This is a genomic window from Streptomyces sp. NRRL B-1347 (assembly GCF_000720325.1).
GTDB lineage: Bacteria > Actinomycetota > Actinomycetes > Streptomycetales > Streptomycetaceae > Streptomyces.
Genome location: NZ_JOJM01000065.1, coordinates 1 through 15,672 on the forward strand (window position 1 = coordinate 1; position 15,672 = coordinate 15,672).

14 protein-coding genes and 1 pseudogene are annotated in these 15,672 nt (G+C 72.7%); 12 read left to right on the forward strand and 3 right to left on the reverse strand.

All coding sequences use genetic code 11. The annotated features are described in order from the left end of the window. The 5 genes and pseudogenes from IG74_RS0136260 to IG74_RS0136280 all read left to right on the forward strand — a co-directional run. Window positions 1-169: pseudogene (locus IG74_RS0136260) on the forward strand (4-hydroxy-3-methylbut-2-en-1-yl diphosphate synthase); the annotation flags it as partial. 443 nt (window positions 170-612) lie between these two features. Further along, complete coding sequence (locus IG74_RS0136265) at window positions 613-2,454, forward strand: alpha-L-fucosidase (RefSeq protein ID WP_030686024.1); 1,842 nt, start codon at window positions 613-615, stop codon at window positions 2,452-2,454. 104 nt (window positions 2,455-2,558) lie between these two features. Next, window positions 2,559-3,407, forward strand: a complete 849-nt coding sequence (locus IG74_RS0136270) for a GNAT family N-acetyltransferase (RefSeq protein ID WP_030686027.1) — start codon at window positions 2,559-2,561, stop codon at window positions 3,405-3,407. A 55-nt stretch (window positions 3,408-3,462) separates the two neighbouring features. Beyond that, complete coding sequence (locus IG74_RS0136275) at window positions 3,463-4,011, forward strand: GNAT family N-acetyltransferase (protein ID WP_030686029.1); 549 nt, start codon at window positions 3,463-3,465, stop codon at window positions 4,009-4,011. A gap of 142 nt (window positions 4,012-4,153) precedes the next feature. Further along, on the forward strand, window positions 4,154-5,848 hold the full coding sequence (locus IG74_RS0136280) for a proline--tRNA ligase (protein ID WP_030686031.1): 1,695 nt from the start codon (window positions 4,154-4,156) through the stop codon (window positions 5,846-5,848). Window positions 5,849-6,031: 183 nt separating this feature from the next. Here the strand turns inward: IG74_RS0136280 and IG74_RS0136285 are convergent, their stop codons facing one another. From IG74_RS0136285 to IG74_RS0136295, 3 genes are all read right to left on the reverse strand, one after another. Next, on the reverse strand, window positions 6,032-6,931 hold the full coding sequence (locus IG74_RS0136285) for an aminoglycoside phosphotransferase family protein (RefSeq protein ID WP_030686034.1): 900 nt from the start codon (window positions 6,929-6,931) through the stop codon (window positions 6,032-6,034). Window positions 6,932-6,994: 63 nt separating this feature from the next. After that, window positions 6,995-7,459 carry a ferritin-like domain-containing protein gene (locus tag IG74_RS0136290; RefSeq protein ID WP_030686036.1) on the reverse strand — a complete coding sequence of 155 codons (465 nt, stop codon included), beginning with the start codon at window positions 7,457-7,459 and terminating at the stop codon, window positions 6,995-6,997. Next, window positions 7,456-7,992: a hypothetical protein gene (locus tag IG74_RS0136295; protein ID WP_030686040.1), complete on the reverse strand. Its 537-nt coding sequence runs from the start codon at window positions 7,990-7,992 to the stop codon at window positions 7,456-7,458. The genes IG74_RS0136290 and IG74_RS0136295 overlap by 4 nt, the downstream gene beginning before the upstream one ends. Before the next feature lie 273 nt (window positions 7,993-8,265). Between IG74_RS0136295 and rimP the strand changes: the two genes are divergently transcribed. The 7 genes from rimP to truB all read left to right on the forward strand — a co-directional run bounded on the left by rimP (window position 8,266) and on the right by truB (window position 15,479). Then, entirely contained in the window at window positions 8,266-8,775 is a 510-nt protein-coding gene (rimP, locus tag IG74_RS0136300) for a ribosome maturation factor RimP (protein WP_030686043.1), read from the forward strand. 2 nt (window positions 8,776-8,777) lie between these two features. Beyond that, window positions 8,778-9,776, forward strand: coding sequence for a transcription termination factor NusA (gene nusA / locus IG74_RS0136305; protein WP_030686046.1), 999 nt, complete (start codon window positions 8,778-8,780; stop codon window positions 9,774-9,776). 142 nt (window positions 9,777-9,918) lie between these two features. Continuing rightward, entirely contained in the window at window positions 9,919-10,218 is a 300-nt protein-coding gene (locus tag IG74_RS0136310; protein ID WP_030686049.1) for a YlxR family protein, read from the forward strand. A gap of 147 nt (window positions 10,219-10,365) precedes the next feature. Further along, window positions 10,366-13,479, forward strand: coding sequence for a translation initiation factor IF-2 (gene infB / locus IG74_RS50020; protein WP_078869350.1), 3,114 nt, complete (start codon window positions 10,366-10,368; stop codon window positions 13,477-13,479). Between the two features lie 297 nt (window positions 13,480-13,776). Further along, window positions 13,777-14,070, forward strand: a complete 294-nt coding sequence (locus IG74_RS0136325) for a DUF503 domain-containing protein (protein ID WP_030686057.1) — start codon at window positions 13,777-13,779, stop codon at window positions 14,068-14,070. Between the two features lie 48 nt (window positions 14,071-14,118). Further along, the gene (gene rbfA / locus IG74_RS0136330) at window positions 14,119-14,574 is read left to right on the forward strand and encodes a 30S ribosome-binding factor RbfA (protein ID WP_030686059.1); all 456 of its coding nucleotides are present in this window, start codon (window positions 14,119-14,121) and stop codon (window positions 14,572-14,574) included. Then, window positions 14,571-15,479, forward strand: coding sequence for a tRNA pseudouridine(55) synthase TruB (gene truB / locus IG74_RS0136335; RefSeq protein ID WP_030686061.1), 909 nt, complete (start codon window positions 14,571-14,573; stop codon window positions 15,477-15,479). The genes rbfA and truB overlap by 4 nt, the downstream gene beginning before the upstream one ends. Window positions 15,480-15,672: the final 193 nt, after the last annotated feature.

The following is a 15,672-nucleotide window of genomic DNA, read 5'->3' on the forward strand; positions in this document are numbered from 1 at the left end:
GGTGGCGTCCGGCAATGGCAAGGGGCAGATCTTCGTGAAGGGCGAGGTCATCAAGACGGTGCCCGAGTCGAAGATCGTGGAGACCCTGATCGAAGAGGCCTTGAAGATCGCGGAGCAGATGGAGAAGGACGGGATCCCTTCGGGCGAGCCTGAGGTCAGCGTCAGCTGAGGCCCCGGCCGGGGCCAGGCCCTGGCCGGGGGCGCCGCCTCGCCCACCCGTCACGCCCCGGCTCCGCCCGCCCGGCCCCGACGCGTAGCGCTGCGGGTGGGTGGGCCTGCCGCAGCGCACGACGCGACGCCCCCCTGTGGGCAATCGTCCCGCAGGGCGGGACGGGTGGGCACAGCCCCAGGTGCCGCCCAGCCGTTGTGTACAGGCCCCGGCCCAAGCTCTTGACAGCTCCGATGTATCGCAGGACCTTGTTCGGACAGCTCGGCCAGGGGCGTGCTCACTCGTACGCGCTCCCGTATCCGTCGATGCCCGGGGGAGCCGCCGTGTTCCGCACGCAGCACAAGGTCCGTCCAGGTGAAGCGCGTGCCCGCGGGCAAGGCCTCGCGAAGCTGTCGCTCATCCGGAAAGCCCCGGGCGCGGGGCTGACGGCAGTGATTCATCCGATGAAAACGGCACACGCCGCAGCGAACCCCCGCCCGAGGCGCCGAGGCACCCTGCCCCTGTGGGCCGCCGTCCTGTCCCTCCTCGCCGGACTGCTGCTCGCCGGAGCCGGGACTGGGACCGCGGCCGGGACCGCCGCCGCCTCCGCCGCCCGCCCGGGCGGAGCCGCCGACCCGCCCCGCCAACAGCCGCTCAAGGACGCCACCGCCGGGCTCTTCCTGCACTGGGGCATGTTCACGAGCCCCAAGCACTACGACTGCGCGGCCTGGGAGAAGGCCGTCACCGACGGCGGCTGGACCCCCGACTACTGGGTCGACGAGGCCAAGAAGCTCGACGCGAGCTACCTCGTCCTCGCCACCTTCCACTCCCGCCTCGGCTACGCCCGCCCCTGGCCGTCGAAGATCCCCGGCAGCTGCTCCACGCGGCGCGACTTCCTCGGCGAGCTGATCGCGGCGGGCCGGGCCAAGGGCGTCAGGACGATCCTCTACATGACCGACGACCCCAAGTGGCACGACGAGCAGGGCGTCGAGACCCTCGACTCGGCCGCGTACTCCGCCCACAAGGGCCGCGACGTCGACCTCACCGCGCGCCCCGGCTTCGGCGAGTTCTCGTACGACAACTTCTTCGAGGTCATGGAGAAATACCCGAAGCTGTCCGGCTTCTGGATCGACAACGACAACGAGTACTGGGAGCGGCACCGGCTCTACGAGCAGATCCGCGAGCGGCGTCCGGACCTGACGCTCAGCAACAACAACGAGGACACCCCGATCATGGACATGGTGTCCCACGAGCAGAAGACCGGCATGACCCCGCCCTACGACCAGCCGTCGGCGATCTGGACGCCCATGCCGCGTCTCACCGAGTCCTGCTACAAGGTGCCGAGCACCGGCGCCTGGTGGTACGACGGCCAGGACCGCCCCGTCGACACGGGCCTCAACGTCGGCCGGTACGTCGCCAACGCGGGCACCTCCGTCAAATCCCTCATGGACCTCCAGGCGATGGTCGACGGCCGCTTCCCGCCGCGGCAGCAGAAGTTCACCGACTTCATGAAGGACTACCTGCCGCCGATCCGGGAGTCCCTGCACGGCGTCGACGGCGGCGGCTACCGCTACGGCGGCATGCAGCCCGGCGCCTGGAACGACGGCGCGTACGGCTACGTCACCGTCAGCCGCGCCCGGCCCACCACCCAGTACGTCCACGTCACCACCCGGCCCACCACCGGCGACCGGGTCCGCCTCCGCGACAACGGCCACCGCGTCACCGCCGTCACCGATCTGCGCACCGGCGCGCGCCTGCCGTACGACCAGCGCGACGGCAGCCTCACCATCCGGTCGATCGAGGACTGGGACGCCCACGACACCGTCTTCAAGGTGGAGACGGCCCTCGGCCGCTACGGCGTCTACCCCGCCGGATCGGTGCGGGCGAGCGAACCGCGGCTCACCGACGGCGACTTCAGTACGTACACGGACAACGAGGGCACCCTGCCGGTCTCCTTCACGCTCGACATCGGCGGCCGCAAGAAGGCCGCGTACCTCGGGGTCAACCAGCGCGAATGGTCTCCCACCCACAACCGCTCCACCTTCGGCAGGCCCGAGGACTCCGCCCGGATCAAGGACTACACGGTGTCGGCGAGCGACGACGGCCGACAGTGGCGCCAGGTCACCGCGGGCGTCCTGGAGAGCGCCCGCGGCATCCGCTTCATCGACCTCGGCGACGGCCTCAAGACCCGCTATCTGAAGCTCGACGTGGCCACCACCTGGAGCGCCCCCAGCGCCCCGAACTTCTACCACCGGCTCAGGATCGACGAGATCCAGGTCGGCCACGACCACGTGCGGCGCCGCTGACCGACGGGCGCGGCCGCCCGGGCGCCCCCGGCGACGGGGCGGCGGCACGGAACCTCGCCAGGTACAGTGCGGAGATCAGCAGACCGTATGGTGAGGCCCCGCCCGTGTTGACCCAGACCACCACCAGGGTCCTCGAACCGAGTGACCTGGACGCCGCGCTCGCCGTGCTCGACCGCGAGCCGGTCGCCAACGCCTTCGTGACGGCCCGGGTGCAGGTCGCGGGCCTCGACCCGTGGCGCCTCGGCGGCGAGATGTGGGGCTGGTACGCCGACGGCATGCTGGAGTCCCTCTGCTACGCGGGCGCCAACCTCGTGCCGATCTGCGCCACCCCGCGCGCCGTGCGCGCCTTCGCCGACCGGGCCCGCAGGACCGGCCGCCGCTGCTCCTCCATCGTCGGCCCCGCCGCGGCCACCGCCCAGCTCTGGCGCCTCCTCGAGCCCTCCTGGGGCCCCGCCCGCGAGGTCCGCGCCCAGCAGCCGCTCATGGTCACCGACCGGCTCCCCGACGACGTCACGCCCGATCCGTACGTCCGCCGCGTCCGCAAGGACGAGATGGAAACGATCATGCCCGCGTGCGTGGCGATGTTCACCGAGGAGGTCGGCGTCTCGCCGCTCGCCGGGGACGGCGGCCTGCTCTACCAGGCCCGGGTCGCCGAGCTCGTCGGCTCCGGCCGCTCCTTCGCCCGCCTCGACCGGGACGGCCGGGTCATGTTCAAGGCCGAGATCGGTGCCGCCACGCCCCGGGCCTGCCAGGTGCAGGGCGTGTGGGTGGCCCCCGAGTACCGCGGCCGCGGCCTCGCCGCCCCCGCCATGGCCGCCGTCCTGCGCTACGCCCTCGCCGACGTGGCCCCCGTCGTCAGCCTGTACGTCAACGACTACAACACCCCGGCCCGGGCGACCTACCGCAAGGTCGGCTTCAGGGAAGTCGGCGCGTTCATGAGCGTGCTGTTCTGACCCGTCGTCCCGCGCTCCCGTGCTGCCGCCACGTGCCGCGAAGTAGGGTTCCCGCATGACTGACGACGTCGTGATCGGCCCCCTCGACCTGGCCGCACGGGTGGACGAGGCGCTGCGCGTGCAGGCGCTCGCCTTCGGACTCGGCGACGACGAGGTGGCCGTACGGCGGCAGATCGTGCTCCGGCACCTCACCTACCCGGGCGCGCGGGCCCTCGGCGCCACCACCTCCGACGGACGGCTCGTCGGCTTCGTCTACGGCATGCCCAACGACCGCGCCCACTGGTGGTCCACCGTCGTCGAGCCCTATCTGCGGGCCCAAGGCACGGACGGCTGGCTCGACCACTCCTTCGTGATCACCGAGCTGCACGTGCGGCCCGGCTACCAGAGCCGCGGCATCGGCCGCGCCCTGATCACCGGCATCACGGACAGCGCCACCGAGCCCCGCTCGATCCTCTCCGCGATCGACGCCGAGAGCCCGGCCCGCGCCCTGTACCGCTCGCTCGGCTACGCGGACCTGGCGTGCCGGGTGCTGTTCCCCAGCGCGCCGAAGCCGTACGCCGTGATGGGCGCGCCGCTGCCCCTGCGGCGGCCCGGCGCCCACTGACGGATTTCCACGAGCGCCCGTGCCCCGGATAATCTGCGCCCAGCACCCGGGGGACTCAGCCCGTCCGGCGTTTGAGGACGAGGCCGAAGGCCGATCCCCGGCACAAGACGCCCCCGTCAGAAAAACGCAGGAGTTGTTCATCATGGCCCAGGTCCAGCGCATGTCCCGGTTGATGGTCAAGACACTGCGCGACGACCCGGCGGACGCGGAGACGCTCAACCACAAGCTGCTGGTCCGCGCCGGGTACGTGCGCCGCACCACCGCCGGCATCTGGACCTGGCTGCCGCTCGGCAAGAAGGTCTACGAGAACGTCGCCCGGGTCGTCCGCGAGGAGATGGACGCCATCGGCGGCCAGGAAGTCCTCCTGCCTGCCCTGCTGCCCAAGGAGCCGTACGAGGCGAGCGGCCGCTACGAGGAGTACGGCGACCTGCTGTTCCGCCTCAAGGACCGCAAGGGCTCCGAGTACCTGCTCGGCCCCACCCACGAGGAGATCTTCACCCAGGTCGTCAAGGACCAGTGCGCGTCCTACAAGGACCTGCCGGTGATCCTCTACCAGATCCAGACCAAGTACCGCGACGAGGCCCGCCCCCGCGCGGGCGTCCTTCGCGGCCGCGAGTTCCAGATGAAGGACTCGTACTCCTTCGACACCACCGACGAGGGCCTCGCCGAGGCCTACGCCCTGCACCGCGCCGCCTACCAGCGCATCTTCGAGCGCCTCGGCCTCGACTACCGCATCGTCTCCGCGGTCTCCGGCGCGATGGGCGGCTCGGCGTCGGAGGAGTTCCTGGCCCCGGCCCCGGCCGGTGAGGACACCTTCGTGGACTGCCCGGCGTGCGACTACGCCGCCAACACGGAGGCCGTGACCTTCGCCCTGAAGCCGGTCGAGGGCGCCGAGCACCCCGCCGCCGAGGACCTCGACACCCCCGAAACGCCGACGATCGAGACCCTCGCCGAGCACCTGGGCGTCCCGGCCTCCGCGACGCTCAAGAACCTGCTCGTCAAGGTCGACGGCGAGATCGTCGCCGTCGGCGTGCCCGGCAACCGCGAGGTCGACCTCGGCAAGCTCGCCGAGCACCTGGCGCCCGCCGAGGTCGAGCTGGTCACCGCCGAGGACTTCGAGGGCCGCGACGACCTCGTCCGCGGCTACATCGGCCCGCAGGGCCTGGAGAAGGTCCGCTACCTCGCCGACCCGCGCGTCGCGCCCGGCACGGCGTGGATCACCGGTGCCAACAAGCCCGACACGCACGCCAAGAACGTCGTCTGCGGCCGCGACTTCGAGGTCGACCAGTACCTGGACGTCGTCGTGGTCGAGGACGGCGACCCCTGCCCCGCCTGCGGCGCCGGGCTCAAGCTCGACCGCGCCATCGAGATCGGCCACATCTTCCAGCTGGGCCGCAAGTACGCCGACACCTTCCAGCTCGACGTGCTCGGCCAGAACGGCAAGCCGGTGCGCGTCACCATGGGCTCGTACGGCATCGGCGTCTCCCGCGCCGTCGCCGCCCTCGTCGAGCAGACCGCCGACGAGCAGGGCCTGTGCTGGTCCAAGGAGATCGCGCCCGCCGACGTGCACGTCGTCGCCGCGGGCAAGGCCGTGCAGACCGAGCTGGCGCTCGACGTCGCCGAGCAGCTGAACGCCGCCGGCGTGCGGGTCCTGGTGGACGACCGCGCCGGGGTCTCGCCCGGCGTCAAGTTCACCGACGCGGAGCTCATCGGCGTCCCGAAGATCCTGGTCGCGGGCCGCCGCTCCGCCGAGGGCGTCCTGGAGCTCAAGGACCGCCGCACCGGGGAGCGCGAGGAGCTCACCGTCGCCGAGGCGATCGCCCGCCTCTCGGCGTAGGCCCGCGTGGGACGCCCCTGACCCGCCCCTTCCCGATCCGGGGGCTGCGCCCCCGCGCCCCCGCTTTTTCGGCGCTCCGCGCCTCGTCCTCAAACGCCGGACGGGCTATGAATAGCCCCTCCGGCGTTTGAGGAGCGGGGGTCTGGGGGCGGAGCCCCCAGGAATCGGGGGCTCCCGGCAGGGCTACAGCCAGCCCGCGAACTCCAGGAGCAGCTCCGCGTCCTGGTCGCGGCCCACGCGCAGGGCCCGGACGCCCGACTCCACGGCCCGGAACAGCGTCCACCCCCGCAGCCGCTCCTGCTCCACGTCGAGGGACTCGGCGAGCCGTTTCACGCGCCGCCGCGTCACCGCCGCGCCCGACGGCGTCGCGATCAGGTCCTCCACCCGGTCCCGTACGAGCCGCGCCAGGTCGAAGGCGCACTCGCCCACCACCGGATCGGGCCCCACGGCCAGCCACGGCACCCGCTCGGCCGCGAGCACCTTGCTCTGCCGGAAGGTGCCGTGCAGCAGCCGGTCCTCCGGCGCGTCCGCGAGCAGCTCCGCGCGCGCCGCGAGGGCCGCGTCCACCAGCGGGGTCACCTCCGGGTCCGCGCAGGCCCGCATCGCCTCGGCCTGCCGCCCCGTCCGCTCGGCCACCGTCTCGAACCGGTGCCCATCGGGCGGCGCCACCCACAGCCGCCGCAGCGTCCCCGCGGCCTCCAGCATGGACTTGGCCTCGGGCAGCGACCGTACGGAGACGTCCCGCTGGAGGCGTTCGATGAGCAGCACGCCGTCCGCCGCGGCGGCGTCGAGCAGCCGCACCGCTCCGAGCCCGCCCCAGTGGGCGAGCGCGGCGCGCTCGCTGGCGGGCCGCGAGCGCGGCGGCACCAGCTTCAGGACCGCCGGGGTCCCGTCGGCCCGCCGCACGAGCACGACGAGGCTGCTGCGGCCCCCGGGCACCTGCACCCGCTCGACGGTCAGGCCGAGCCCGGCGACGGCCTCGTCCACGAGCCCGGGCAGGCTCCGCAGCCAGTCGTCGGTGTCCGCGCCGCCCGGCGTCTCACCGAGCGCACGGACGAGGCGCGGCGGCGGTTCGAAAGCCATGCGCGAGGTGTTCCTTTCCCAGCCGGGTCCCAGCTGCGCCGGGGTGCGTGTGCGGTGGCCGGATCACGCCCGCGGCGTCGCGGACGGGGTACCGGACCCGTCGGCCCGCTCGGCGAGCCCAGGGAAGGCTACGCTCCCGCCGCGCCACCGCGCCGCCCGGACCGCCGCCTCCCGCAGCGCCTCGGCCGCGGCGGCCCGTCTGGCCCCCTCGGCGGCCCGCACCAGATCGGCGTACACCCCGGCGAGACGCTCCTCAAGGGCGGCCGCGAGCCGCACCGCGGCCGCCGCGTCCGGCACCGGGAAGGGCAGCGCGTACGCCGCAGCCGACGGCTCCGGGGCGCCGTCGAGCTCCCGCACCGCGCGGCGCAGCTCGTCCCGGCGCGCCCGGTGCGCGTCGTAGGCGGTGCGGGCCTCGGCCCGGCGCGCGTCCCCGATGCGGCCGCCGACGACCCCGTAGCCGTACACGGCCGCGTGCTCGGCGCGCAGCGCCGCCTGCACCGCCGCCAACTCGTCCTTGCGCGCGCTCACTTGTCGTCCCCCTCGCCGTCGCCTTCGGCGCCCTTCTCCGTCAGCAGGTACGCGTGCGCGGCGCCCGCCGCCGCGACCGACGCGAGCAGCCGGGCCAGCTCGCCCGGCGCGTCCAGGAGCTGCTTCCCGCGCCGCCGCGCCAGCTCGCGCTCGGCCGTCGCGAGGAACCGCAGGGCGTCCTTCCGCCCGCCGGGCACCGGCGGCTCCGGGGCCCGCGTCGCGGCGGCCGGGGTGGGCGTCGAACCGCCGTCCGCGAAGGCCTTGGCGTGCCGGGCCACCTCGTCCCGCAGCGGCCGGAGCCGGGCGGACAGGGGGGCGTGGGCCGCGAGCACGGCGTCGTAGCGGCGCAGCAGCGCGGCGCTGTCGCGGGCCGCCCGGGCGCGCAGCCGCTCGGCGTCGGCGGACCGTCCGTCGCTGTCGCCGGACCCGGTGTCCGAGCAGCCGGTGAGCAGCACCGCCCCCGCGGTCCCGGCGAGCAGACTTCTGCGGCGCGGCCCCGGTCGGGACCGCGAGAGGGTGGGATACGACGGCACGGCAGGCGTCCTCGGGAGGCGGGCCGCGAGGGCACGGGGCAGAAGGCCCTCAGGCGGCGAACGGTGGCGGCGGCACAGAACGGGCCGAGGCCCGGTGATCACCGTACCTTCGCCCCCTCCTCGCACGCGTGACCGGCTCGGTCTCGTACGCGCGTACGGAGCCCGGGGACGGGCACCCGGCCCGGTGGACGGCAACACCCTCCCGGACCGGATACCCTTTGACCTGACACGCGACGATCCCACAACAGCACACGCGGCCGAGGAGTCACCCGGATGAGCACCACCCAGAGCGAGAGGCTGCGGGAACTGCTGGAACCGCTCGTCAGCTCCCAGGACCTGGATCTCGAAGAGATCGAAGTGGCCTCGGTCGGACGCAAGCGGGTGCTGCGAGTCGTCGTCGACTCCGAGGACGGCGTGGATCTGGACCGGATCGCGGATGTGAGCCGCGTGCTCTCCGCGAAGCTCGACGAGACCGACGCCATGGGCGAGGGTGAGTACACCCTCGAGGTCGGTTCCCCGGGCGCCGAGCGCCCCCTCAAGGAGCAGCGCCACTACGAGCGCGCCGTCGGGCGCCTCGCCCGCATCCAGACCGCCGACGGCGCCGAGCTGGTCGCGCGCATCGTGACGGTGGACGACGAGGGCGTCGACCTGGAGGTGCCCGGCGTGAAGGGGCGCAAGCCCACCGCCCGCAGGCTGGCCTTCGGCGAGATCGTCAAGGCGCGCGTGGAAGTCGAGTTCAACCGCAAGGACGACAAGAGCATGAAGGAAGAGGAGGAGGCGTAGCCGTGGACATCGACATGAGTGCCCTGCGGGGCTTGGTACGGGAGAAGGAGATCTCCTTCGACCTGCTGGTCGAGGCGATCGAGTCGGCCCTCCTCATCGCCTACCACCGCACCGAGGGAAGCCGCCGCCACGCGCGCGTGAAGCTCGACCGGGAGACCGGCCACGTGACGGTCTGGGCGAAGGAGGACCCGGAGGACATCGAGGAGGGCCAGGAGCCCCGCGAGTTCGACGACACCCCGTCCGATTTCGGCCGGATCGCCGCCACCACCGCCAAGCAGGTCATCCTGCAACGCCTTCGCGATGCCGAGGACGACGCGACCCTCGGCGAGTACGCGGGCCGCGAGGGCGACATCGTCACCGGTGTGGTGCAGCAGGGGCGCGACCCCAAGAACGTGCTCGTCGACATCGGCAAGCTGGAGGCCATCCTGCCCGCGCAGGAGCAGGTCCCGGGCGAGGACTACCCGCACGGCATGCGCCTGCGCAGCTACGTCGTCCGGGTGGCCAAGGGCGTGCGCGGTCCGTCCGTGACGCTCTCGCGCACGCACCCGAACCTGGTCAAGAAGCTGTTCGCGCTCGAGGTCCCCGAGATCGCCGACGGCTCCGTGGAGATCGCCGCCATCGCGCGCGAGGCCGGGCACCGCACCAAGATCGCGGTCCGCTCGACCCGCTCGGGCCTGAACGCCAAGGGCGCCTGCATCGGCCCGATGGGCAGCCGCGTGCGCAACGTGATGGGCGAGCTCAACGGCGAGAAGATCGACATCGTGGACTGGTCGGAGGACCCGGGGGAGATGGTCGCCCACGCGCTGTCCCCGGCCCGGGTCAGCAAGGTCGAGATCGTCGACCTGGCCGGCCGCTCCGCCCGCGTGACGGTGCCGGACTACCAGCTGTCCCTGGCCATCGGCAAGGAGGGCCAGAACGCCCGCCTCGCCGCCCGGCTGACCGGCTGGCGGATCGACATCCGTCCGGACACCGAGCAGACGGGCCAGGACGCCGAGAGCTGACCGCTCCCGGAGGGGGAGTGAGCGGGTCCGGAAAACCGGTTGCGCGCACCCCCCTCGTCCTGGTCACGTTACTGATCAAGACAACAACCGTTCGATTCTTGCCCCAATGGGGTGAGGTCGGTACGGGGAGGTAGACTTAAGCGTGTCTGGCCGGACGCATGCCCGCGCATGCCCTGAGCGCACCTGTGTGGGGTGCCGGGAGCGAGCGGCCAAGGACGGGCTGCTGCGCATCGTGGCGGTCGAGGGCGTTTGCGTCCCCGATCCAAGCGGTACGCTGCCCGGCCGGGGTGCGTATGTACACCCCGCCCTGGTCTGTCTCGACCTGGCGGTCCGCCGCCGGGCGTTCCCGCGGGCCTTCCGGCTCCAGGGACCGCTCGACACGGCGGAGCTGCGCGGGAATCTCGAGGCAGCCGAGACCGTTGCCGAGCAGGCAACACCGTAAGACGTGCCGCACGGAGCCCCTGTGCGGTCCTGGTACCTCGCGAGTTGGAAGTAGGTCGAGATTGCGATGAGCACTCGATGAGTACGCGATGAGTACGCCCATGAAGTAGCGACGGTCCGGCGGTAACCCGGACCTAAAAGGAGCGAAGTGGCTAAGGTCCGGGTATACGAACTCGCCAAGGAGTTCGGGGTTGAGAGCAAGGTCGTCATGGCCAAGCTCCAAGAACTCGGTGAATTCGTACGTTCGGCGTCCTCGACGATCGAGGCGCCCGTAGTACGCAAACTGACTGACGCATTCCAGCAGGGCAACGGCTCCGGCAAGTCCGGCAAGCCCGCCCCCCGCAAGCCCGCCGCGAAGCCCGCGGCACCGTCCCCCGCGCAGGCCGCCCGTCCGGGTCCGGCCGCGCCCAAGCCCGCGCCCCGGCCGACGGCCGCGGAGAGTGCGGCCAAGCCCGCGCCCGCCGCCCCGGCGACCCCGGGTCCGCGTCCGACGCCGGGCCCGAAGCCGCCCGCGCCCAAGCCGGCCCCCGCCGCCCCGGCGGCTCCGGCTGCCCCGGTGGCTCCGGCCGCGCCCGAGTTCACCGCGCCGCCGTCGCCGAGCCCGGCGGCCGCGTCCTCCGGTGCCCCGGCCGCGCCGCGCCCCGCGGGCGCCCGTCCCGGTGCCCCGAAGCCCGGTGCCCGTCCGGCGCCCGGCCAGGGTCAGCGCGGCGGCGACCGTCAGGGTGCCCCGCGCCCCGGCGGCCAGGGTGGCGCCCCGCGTCCCGGCGGTCGTCCCGCCGGTCCGCGTCCGGGCAACAACCCCTTCACGTCCGGCGGCTCCACCGGCATGGCGCGCCCGCAGGCGCCCCGTCCCGGCGGCGCCCCGCGTCCCGGCGGCGGCCAGGGCGGCCCCGGCGGCGCCCCGCGCCCGCAGGGCGGTCAGGGCGGCCCCGGTGGCGCTCCCCGTCCCCAGGGCCAGGGCGGTCAGCCCGGTGGGCGGCCCACTCCGGGCGGCATGCCCCGTCCGCAGGCCCCGCGTCCCGGCGGCGGCCCCGGCGGCAACCGTCCGAACCCGGGCATGATGCCGCAGCGTCCCGCCGCGGGCCCGCGTCCCGGCGGTGGCCCCGGTGGCGGCCGCGGTCCGGGCGGCGGTGGCCGTCCGGGCGGTGGCGGCGGCGGTCGTCCCGGCTTCGCCGGTCGTCCGGGCGGTCCCGGTGGCGGCGGCGGTGGCTTCGCCGGTCGTCCCGGTGGTCCCGGTGGCGGCGGCGGTCGTCCGGGTGGTCCCGGTGGCGGCGGTGGCTTCGGCGGCCGTCCCGGCTTCGGTGGTCGTCCGGGTGGTCCCGGTGGCCGTGGTGGCACGCAGGGCGCCTTCGGCCGTCCCGGCGGTCCCGCGCGTCGCGGTCGCAAGTCGAAGCGGCAGAGGCGCCAGGAGTACGAGGCCATGCAGGCCCCGTCGGTCGGCGGCGTGATGCTGCCTCGCGGCAACGGCGAGACCGTTCGCCTGTCGCGCGGTGCGTCCCTCACCGACTTCGCCGAGAAGATCAACGCCAACCCGGCGTCGCTCGTCGCGGTGATGATGAACCTCGGCGAGATGGTCACGGCCACGCAGTCCGTCTCCGACGAGACGCTGCAGCTCCTCGGCGACGAGATGAACTACACGGTTCAGATCGTCAGCCCCGAGGAGGAGGACCGCGAGCTGCTCGAGTCGTTCTCCATCGAGTTCGGCGAGGACGAGGGCGGCGAAGAGGCGCTCATGTCCCGCCCGCCGGTCGTGACCGTCATGGGTCACGTCGACCACGGTAAGACCCGACTTCTGGACGCGATCCGCAAGACGAACGTCGTCGCGGGCGAGGCCGGCGGTATTACGCAGCACATCGGTGCGTACCAGGTCGCCACCGAGGTCAACGGCGAAGAGCGCGCGATCACCTTCATCGACACCCCGGGTCACGAGGCGTTCACCGCCATGCGTGCCCGTGGTGCGAAGTCCACCGACATCGCGATCCTCGTGGTCGCGGCCAACGACGGTGTGATGCCCCAGACGATCGAGGCGCTGAACCACGCCAAGGCGGCCGACGTGCCGATCGTGGTCGCGGTCAACAAGATCGACGTCGAGGGCGCCGACCCGACCAAGGTGCGCGGTCAGCTCACCGAGTTCGGTCTGGTGGCCGAGGAGTACGGCGGCGACACGATGTTCGTCGACATCTCCGCCAAGCAGGGTCTGCACATCGACTCCCTGCTCGAGGCCGTGGTCCTGACCGCGGACGCCTCGCTCGACCTGCGGGCCAACCCGGAGCAGGACGCGCAGGGCATCGCGATCGAAGCCCACCTCGACAAGGGCCGCGGCGCCGTCGCGACCGTCCTCGTCCAGCGCGGTACCCTCCGCGTCGGCGACACGATGGTCGCCGGTGACGCCTACGGCCGCGTGCGCGCCATGCTCGACGACAAGGGCGAGAACGTGGAAGAGGCGGGTCCGTCGACCCCGGTCCTCGTCCTCGGTCTCACCAACGTCCCGGGCGCGGGCGACAACTTCCTGGTGGTCGACGAGGACCGTACGGCCCGTCAGATCGCCGAGAAGCGCGCCGCCCGCGAGCGCAACGCCGCGTTCGCCAAGCGCGTCCGCCGCGTCTCGCTCGAGGACCTGGACAAGGTGCTCAAGGCCGGCGAGATCCAGCAGCTCAACCTCATCATCAAGGGTGACGCTTCTGGTTCCGTCGAGGCCCTGGAGTCCTCCCTGCTCCAGCTGGACGTCGGCGAGGAGGTCGACATCCGCGTGCTGCACCGCGGCGTGGGTGCGGTCACCGAGTCGGACATCGACCTGGCCATGGGCTCCGACGCCATCGTCATCGGCTTCAACGTCCGTGCGGCCGGCCGTGCCGCGCAGATGGCGGAGCGCGAGGGCGTGGACGTCCGCTACTACTCGGTGATCTACCAGGCCATCGAAGAGATCGAGGCGGCCCTCAAGGGCATGCTCAAGCCGGAGTACGAGGAGGTCGAGCTCGGCACCGCGGAGATCCGCGAGGTCTTCCGTTCGTCCAAGCTCGGCAACATCGCGGGTGTTCTCATCCGCTCCGGCGAGGTCAAGCGCAACACCAAGGCGCGCCTCATCCGCGACGGCAAGGTCATCGCGGAGGAGCTCAACATCGTCGGTCTGCGTCGCTTCAAGGACGACGTCACCGAGATCCGCGAAGGGTTCGAGGGCGGTATCAACCTCGGCAACTTCAACGACATCAAGGTGGACGACGTCATCGCGACGTACGAGATGCGCGAGAAGCCGCGGGCTTAGCGTCTGCGGGGTGGGGGTTGCCCGGGGTTTCCCCGGGCGGCCCCCGCTGCCTTTTCGGCGCTCCGCGCCTCGTCCTCAAACACCGGACGGGCTGAATCGTGCCGCTCGCGGCAGCGTTTTCAGCCCCTCCGGCGATTGAGGAGCGGGGTCTGGGGCGGAGCCCCAGGACGGGAACGGGCAGGGGCGGCGGGGGCGAATATCCGTCGAGCCGGCCCCCCCACTCGTTGTACGGTTCTGGTGACCCTGCCAACCACGCGCGGGGCGCGATCCCGTACCGGCGGGTCATCCGGCACACACATGTTTGTGGGGACTCTGTCCTTCGACCTGCTCCTCGGCGACGTACATTCGCTGAAGGAGAAACGCTCCCTCGTCCGGCCCATCGTGGCCGAACTCCAGCGGAAGTACGCGGTGAGCGCGGCCGAGGTCGGCCATCAAGGGCTGCACCGCAGGAGCGAGATCGGCCTGGCGCTGGTCTCCGGGGACGCGGCGCACCTCACCGAGGTACTGGACCGGTGCGAACGGCTCGTCGCCGCCCGGCCCGAAGTGGAGCTGCTGTCGGTACGGCGGCGCCTCCACGGTGACGACGATTGAATGACTCGAACGACCAGCGACGAGCACAGCACAGAAGGAGACGGAGCAGTGGCCGACAACGCGCGGGCGAAGAGGCTGGCGGACCTCATCCGAGAGGTGGTGGCCCAGAAGCTGCAGCGCGGGATCAAGGACCCGCGGCTCGGCACCCATGTCACCATCACGGACACCCGGGTCACGGGTGACCTGCGGGAGGCGACCGTCTTCTACACGGTCTACGGCGACGACGAGGAGCGCGCGGCCGCGGCCGCGGGCCTGGAGAGCGCCAAGGGCGTCCTCCGTTCCGAGGTCGGGCGCGCGGCGGGAGTGAAGTTCACGCCGACGCTGACCTTCGTGGCGGACGCGCTGCCCGACAACGCGCGGGCCATCGAGGACCTCCTCGACCGGGCGCGCGCCTCGGACGCGAAGGTCCGGGAGGCCTCCGCGGGCGCCGAGTTCGCCGGTGGGGCGGACCCGTACCGCAAGCCCGAAGAGGACGAGGAGACGGACGGCGACGCCGCCTCATGACCAAGCGCACCACCAACACGCCGGACGGCCTCGTCATCGTCGACAAGCCGTCCGGCTTCACTTCGCACGACGTGGTCGCCAAGATGCGGGGCATCGCCAAGACCCGCCGCGTCGGCCACGCAGGCACCCTCGACCCGATGGCGACGGGTGTCCTGGTCCTCGGCGTCGAGCGCGCCACCAAGCTCCTCGGCCATCTGGCGCTGACGGAGAAGGAGTACCTGGGCACGATCCGGCTCGGCCAGTCCAGCGTCACGGACGACGCCGAGGGCGAGATCACCGGCTCCGCGGACGCCTCCGGCATCAAGCGGGACGCCGTCGACGCGGCCGTCGCCAAGCTCAGCGGCGACATCATGCAGGTGCCGTCGAAGGTCAGCGCCATCAAGATCGACGGCAAGCGGTCGTACAAGCGGGCGCGCGAGGGCGAGGACTTCGAGATCCCCGCCCGGCCGGTGACGGTGTCGTCCTTCCGGGTGTACGACATGCGGGACGCGGTCGCCGCCGACGGCACGCCCGTGCTCGACCTGGTCGTGTCCGTGGTCTGCTCGTCCGGCACGTACATCCGGGCGCTCGCCCGGGACCTCGGCGCGGACCTCGGCGTCGGCGGGCACCTTACGGCGCTGCGCCGCACCCGGGTGGGGCCGTACAAGCTGGACTCGGCGCGCACCCTCGACCAGCTCCAGGAGGAGCTGACGGTGATGCCGGTCTCGGACGCGGCCGCCGCGGCGTTCCCGCGCTGGGACGTGGACGACAAGCGGGCGCGGCTGCTCGCCAACGGCGTGCGGATCGAGATGCCCGAGGAGTACGCGGGCAAGGGGCCCGTGGCCGTCTTCGGCCCCGAGGGGCAGTTCGTGGTCCTGGCCGAGGAGTCGCGCGGCAAGGCGAAGAGCCTCGCCGTGTTCGTCTGACGGCCGTCCCGCGAGCGCACCGCGGAGCGTGGGTTTGAGTGCTGCTCAAGTCCGCTGGGCCTGACGGGGCTTGGCCCTTCGTGTCGTGGAGCGGCGCACAGTCGTCCGCCGCTCCACATCCCCCCCCAAGGAAGATGTATCCACCCCCGCCCGGGGTTTCACCCCTACGAGCAGGCGCTCGGAGTGAACCACG